The organism is uncultured Candidatus Kuenenia sp., assembly GCF_900696675.1.
GTDB lineage: Bacteria > Planctomycetota > Brocadiia > Brocadiales > Brocadiaceae > Kuenenia > Kuenenia stuttgartiensis_A.
In genome coordinates, this window is sequence record NZ_CAADGZ010000160.1 from 1 (window position 1) to 6,604 (window position 6,604).

The 6,604-nt window shown below is 43.7% G+C and carries 3 protein-coding genes and 1 pseudogene; 2 read left to right on the forward strand and 2 right to left on the reverse strand.

The features are described from left to right. Nucleotides 1-294: 294 nt before the first annotated feature. Both QZT26_RS15680 and QZT26_RS15685 read left to right on the forward strand, forming a co-directional pair. Entirely contained in the window at nt 295-489 is a 195-nt protein-coding gene (locus QZT26_RS15680; protein ID WP_169704137.1) for a hypothetical protein, read from the forward strand. 52 nt (nt 490-541) lie between these two features. Then, a complete protein-coding gene (locus tag QZT26_RS15685) occupies nt 542-2,125 on the forward strand; it encodes a D-aminoacylase (RefSeq protein ID WP_295103486.1) in 1,584 nt (527 codons plus the stop codon). Between the two features lie 9 nt (nt 2,126-2,134). Here QZT26_RS15685 and QZT26_RS15690 read toward each other — a convergent pair whose 3' ends face one another. Next, nucleotides 2,135-4,291, reverse strand: coding sequence for a Tex family protein (locus tag QZT26_RS15690; protein ID WP_295103489.1), 2,157 nt, complete (start codon nt 4,289-4,291; stop codon nt 2,135-2,137). A 1,088-nt stretch (nt 4,292-5,379) separates the two neighbouring features. Beyond that, a pseudogene (locus tag QZT26_RS15695) lies at nt 5,380-6,222 on the reverse strand (ISL3 family transposase). Nucleotides 6,223-6,604 lie beyond the last annotated feature (382 nt).

The following is a 6,604-nucleotide window of genomic DNA, read 5'->3' on the forward strand; positions in this document are numbered from 1 at the left end:
AGTCATTTTCGTAAACAGCAGTAAGAGCGATTCCGTACTTGGAGGGGTATTCAAAACGTGAAAATGTAGATATTTTTGCGACCGGAGATATTTTGTCCTTGACAAAAGCCTTCTAATGAGTGAACCCGCGCCGGGTAGGCACTGCCTACAGGAAAATGTAACTTCTCGATAAGTTGAGGTTCTTATAATAATTTCTACAATCCACTGTCTGCAATTTGCCGACTGTAGATTGCCGATTTTCTTTGCCGGATGAAACATTTATAAAAAGAACACTTATTTTTTGGACATTTAACCATGAGACGAAATTCTTTTAAAGTACACTTCTTTCTACCAGTCTTTTTAATAGCAGCTCTTACTTATTTTACCGGTTGCTCCTCCACACACTGCAAAAGGCACATCGACACCATCAAGACAGACCTCGATTCACTTCACAAAGATGTAGATACAGTATTGGGGCTGGATAAACCATCTTCATTAGTGGAAGAATAAAATCCCTTCCTCCCAGGTTTACAGAATAGAGCGAAAAGAGATAATACGAAAAATGGATCTTGATTTGATAATAGAAAAAGGTTTATTGATAGACGGTACCGGAATGCCTGGTAAAAAAATGGACGTTGGTATAAAGGGAAATAAGATTGAAGTAATAGAAGATCGTATTTCCTGCAATACCTGCACACGAATTGATGCAGAGGGGATGATCGTTGCTCCGGGATTCATAGACATTCACTCTCATAGCGATTTTCTGTGGTTTGCGTGCCGGGAAAGTGAAAGCAAAATACTGGACGGCGTCACTACGGAGGTTTGTGGCAATTGTGGGTTGTCTGCTTTTCCGTTGCGGGGAAAATTATTGGAACGGCGCAGGCAAGGATTGTCAAAATACGGCATCGTTCCCTCATGGCGTTCTGCCCAAGGGTTTTTTGATGTTGCGGAAGGGATAAATAGTTCCGTCAACAGGGCTTTTCTTGTGGGCCATGGGAATATCAGAGCGTGTGCTTTAGGATATGATGGCAGGGCTGCCACTAAGGATGAATTATCGGTAATGTGCAAGTACCTGGAAGAAGCTATGAAAGCCGGCGCTTTTGGCATGTCCAGCGGCCTGGTCTATCCGCCGGGCTGTTATGCGGAATTTGATGAACTGGTAACAACGTGCAATAGAGTGAAAGAATATGGCGGACTCTATGCCACCCATATACGAAATGAAGGCGATGACCTGGAAAATGCCATTGCTGAAGCGATAAAGGTGGCGGAAGAGACCGGCGTTAATGTGCAGATATCGCATATTAAGACAATGGGACAGGAAAATTGGCACAAATTGGAGAAGGTAAAGGCATTGATAGCGTATGCAATAAACGAAGGGGTGAATGTTACCTGTGATCGCTATCCCTATACAGCAGCAGCGACGGACCTCGATGTCATTTTGCCTGCCTGGGTATACGATGGAGGCACAGAAGATCAAATACAAAGATTAAGAGACCGTGCGGTAAGAAAGCGCATTGCTGGAGAGATGTCAAAAACTGATGAGTCTCCATTTTGGTCAGATATAGTGATTTCATCTGTTTCTACTCAGAAAAACAGGTGGATGGTGGGGAAATCTATTGCAGAAATTGCTGCGATACAGAAGAAGCCTCCGCTGGAGGAGGTGTTAGATCTTCTGATAGAAGAGGATACCAGGGTGGATATTTTTTTGTTTAATATGTCTGAAAAAAATCTGGAAAGCATATTGAGTTGGGATTTTGTATGCGTGGGTTCCGATAGTTCCACCCGCTCCGGCGAGGGTGTACTTGCTGATGGCAACCCTCATCCGCGAAGTTATGGGACGTTTTCCAGGGTATTGGGGACATTTTACAGAGAAAAAAAGCTTTTTTCGATAGAAGAGGCGATCTGGAAAATGACGGGTATCCCGGCTCAAAAGGTGGGATTAGACCGGCGGGGTTTCATAAAAGAAGGATATTTTGCCGACATAACAATCTTTAATCCGGAAACAATTACTGACAAGAGTACCTTTGCAAACCCTCATCAATATTCGGTTGGAGTTGAATATGTAATTGTAAATGGAAACGTTACCGTGCAGAAGGGTAAACACTCCGGCATTAAAAACGGTAAAATTTTGCGGAAAACATCGTGACAATCCCCATTATTTTCTTTCTTTCCCGAACGGGTCACTCTTCATTGAAAGCGAGATCCGCTTTCTTCCAATATCCACCTCGATTACTGTCACCATTACTTTTTGATGAACGCTGACAACGTCTGCAGGGTTTTTAACATATTTATCCGCCATATTGCTGATGTGCACCAGCCCGTCCTGATGAACCCCTATATCTACAAATGCCCCAAAATTGGTAATATTTGTGACAATCCCCGGTAATGTCATCCCTGTTTCCAGATCTTCTACTGCATTAATGTCATCCTGAAAAGAAAAAGCCTCGAACTTTTCCCTTGGGTCACGTCCTGGTTTATCCAACTCACTGAGAATATCATTGAGCGTTGGCAGACCTGTTTCTTCAGTCACGTATTTCTTCAGGTCGATTTTGTTGCGAAGCGCAGGGTTTTTCATGAGATCTTCTACGCCGCAATTCAAATTTTCCGCCATTTTTTCAACAATATAATAACTTTCCGGATGCACTGCGCTGGCGTCCAGAAGATTTTCGCCGTTCCTTATCCTCAGGAACCCTGCCGCCTGTTCAAACGCCTTATCACCCAGCCTCGGCACTTCAACCAGTTCCCCTCTGCTACGGAAGGGTCCGTGTTCGTTTCTGTATTCAACAATCTTTTTTGCCAGTTGCTGTCCGAGTCCGGAAACATATGAAAGCAATTCACTGCTTGCTGTATTCAGTTCCACACCCACAGAATTCACGCAGCTCATCACCACATCATCGAGTGACTGCCGAAGAGCCGTTTGGTCAACATCGTGCTGATACTGTCCCACACCAATGGATTTGGGATCTATTTTTACCAATTCTGACAAGGGGTCAGACAGCCTTCTGCCAATGGATACCGCACCGCGAACGGTTATATCATAATCAGGGAATTCCTCCCTGGCAATATCGCTGGCAGAATATATGGACGCCCCGCTTTCATTTACCATCACGGTAATAATACTGCCGGGCAAATCTATGCCTTTTACAAAACGTTCCGTTTCTCTACCCGCCGTGCCGTTTCCTATCGCGATTGCTTCAATCGCAAATTTTTTGCAAAGGTTTTGCAGCGCTGAAGCCGATTCAGCAATCTTCTTTTGCGGCTCATGCGGAAAGATTGTTTCATTATGGAGCAGCTTGCCCTGTCTATCCAGACATACCACCTTGCATCCGGTGCGGAAACCGGGGTCTATGGCGAGGATGTTTTTCTGTCCCAGCGGGGATGCCAGTAATAATTGTCTGAGATTTTTTGCAAACACCTGTATCGCCTCTTCGTCTGCTTCCTTCTTGGCGTTCAGCCGTATCTCGGTTTCCATGCTGAGGCTCAGCAACCTTTTGTACGCATCCGTTAGGGCTAGTTCCACCTGTGCCGAGATCTTGTTTTCCGAAACAAGGTATTTGCGTTTTAAAAGATCGATTGCCATCTCTTGCGGAGGTGCTATGCTCAGCAAGAGAAACTGCTCTTTTTCTCCTCTGCGCATGGCAAGCATCCTGTGTGAAGGAACGGAAGCGACAGGTTCCTTCCACTCAAAATAATCCTTATATTTTTGCGCATCCTCTTCTTTTCCCTTTATCACTTCTGAGGTAAGAATACCTTCCTTAAGGAACAGTTCCCTCATTACCTTACGGGTATCCGCATCCTCATTGACCCATTCGGCAATGATGTCTCTGGCTCCCTGCAATGCTTCTTCTTCTGTCGTTACCCCCTTCTCCGCATCAATATAACGGGCAGCTTCGGCATGCACATCAAAATCTTTCTGTTCAAAAATCAGTTTCGCGAATGGTTCCAGCCCTTTTTCCCTTGCGGCAGTCGCCCTCGTTTTCCTCTTTGGCTTGTAAGGCAGATAAATATCCTCAAGCGCCGTTAGGGTTTCTGCTTCTTTCACCGCCTTTTCTAATTCAGGGGTAAGTTTTTCCTGCTTTGTCAGTGAATTCAAAATAGTCTCTCTTCGTTTATCCAGTTCACGCAATTGGGTTATCCTGTCTCTTATTGCCAATATCGCCACCTCATCCAGGCTACCGGTCATTTCTTTCCGGTACCTCGCAATAAAGGGCACCGTATTCCCCTCATCCAAAAGGGCTATTACTGCGCTTACCTGCTTTGCAGAAAGAGAAAGTTCCTGCGCCGTTTTGTTGGTGTTTGTATCCAAATCCATTGTTTCTTCCTTTTTGCTTTATGAAATAGTTAAGTGGTCAAATAGTCGAATAGTCAAATGGTGAAGTGGTTAAGTGGTTAAGTGGTTGAAACGATTTAACGAATCATCCCCCTTGCCAGGTTTAGGGGTGTTTTACACACTCCCGGCTGGTTCGGGCTTGTAACCCAATGTCATTAAGTTAAGCAACCTGCCTGAAGAGCCTAAAAAACAATGTAGCCCCTTTAGGGGCGGTCTGTTTGTAGCGCAATAAAATTCAACAGGTAAATAGCTCCGTCAGGAGCGGCCTGTATATGATTGACAGGAAGACAGGCCGCTCCTGACGGAGCTAATATCTGTTATGGTATCCTATCTACTACAAACAGGTTGCTCCTACGGAGCTTATCGGTAATACGTTTTTTTTAAACCAAAGTGTTACAATAATTCTTAACTTAATGACATTGGTTTGTAACCTGAACCCATAAGTTTATGCGGATAATGGGGCCATGTACTGCGGTAAAATTCTAATGCCCAAACCACAAAATCCCTGTTTTGAATCTGGAATTTATTTGTCAGTTGTTCTGCCAATAGAAGACAGATCTTGAAAGTATAAAACGTTTGGTTCATGTTGCAAACCAATATAATTAAGTTAAGGATATTTGATTAAAAACAACCCCCTTTATCCCCCTTTTTTAAGGGGGACTTTTCTGGCAGGTTGCTTAACTTAATGACATTGGGTTGCAAACCTTAACCCGCAAATAGTAATAGCTCCGCCTGTTTGAAATGTACGTAGAAAATGACCTGCCAAAATTGTTTACCTACTTACATAACATCAGTTGATATGGTATAAATATATTTCTCTAGGTGGCGGGAGTTTCCCCCTGTCTCCTTTGATACGATTACTGCCATGCGGAAATTCCTGTATGAAAAAATAAATGCCGTTGGGTTTTCGTCTTTTAAAACTCAGTCTGATTTAAAGCAATGCGACGAACATCGTCGCACTACAAAAAATATATGATGCGAAGCTCTCTAAATTTAAATTTCTTAATGAATGATTATACTGGGTCTTATCCCTATCGGGTTGGGTAAAAATGAGCCATTTTTGTATTGAATTAGATATTAGGGAGCATGCAGGTCAAGATTTTGAGCCGGAGATATTCTTCATCTCGTAGGCCATAAGCCCGACGTTGAATTACCCTGATTTTGTTATTCAGACCTTCGACAAATCCGAGCGAAACCTTATTCTCTGGTTTGCAGAAGGCGGCAATGCCATCCCAGTGGCGTTCGACCAGTTCTGCAAACTTCTCATATGGTTTAAGCCGTTGCCACTTTATCGAGGTCTTCCAGTTATCAAAAAACTTTCTGGCCCAGGCCTCTGACGTATAGCTCCATAACTGCCCGAATGTCTCTTTGATGATATAGGCAGTGTTCAGCCGCCTGTTGGCAGTCAGAAGTATCTTTAATGCTTTTCTCCCGTCAGTCGTGAGATTCTCACGATGGGAGAGCTGCGTGTATTTCTGGCCTTTAATAAACTTACGGTCTTTGCCAGTCAGTCTGGCATATTAGCTCTTTCTCACTTTGTCTAATTCCTCGTGCAGATGCTTCATGACATGAGATTTATCGTAGAGTGTGGCAGCTTGCGGTGCATGATGGCGGATGGAGTTTTCAAAAGCCTTCCACATGTCCATAACTGCAAGCCGTATTTCCCTGATTTTTTGAAGCCCCAGTTCTTCACAGAATAGATTCATGCTATCTTCTGAACGGTCTTTGCCGCCAAACCAAATCACCCGCTTCCTCTCAAGGTCGCTTACTATGATACGGTAACGGTGACCTTTACGAATAGAAATTTCATCAATACCGATTACCTTTGGACCAGGATTGTTCAGGGTGCATTCCCGATTTTTTGTAAATATTCGCACATGCCTGTTGGTTGACAGGTATTGTATCGCAAACATCTTGTTTGATTAACCCTGACAGGGTTTGGAACCCTGTCAGGGTTGTTTCTGTCATTTTCAAGCGGTAAAAGGGGAGCATTCCCGCAGAACGTAGGAATGAGAAGAAAAATTTATGGCTATTCATGTTATAAACCGCCCAGATTTCCTCCGCAGACAATTCCACCCCCTTAATCCCCCGCCAGCGGGGGACAGGCTTGCCACCATAAGCGCTAACTTGTTTTATTGACAAATTTTATTCATCATGGTATTTTTATATTAATTATCCCGCTAATCACTCTATAGGAGGATAAAGCCATGATGAGAGAAGATTGGGATCTTCTAAGAACTTTCTTCCCAAACGATTGGAAAAGTTTAGCCGTTGATACAAATGCTTTAAAAGGCT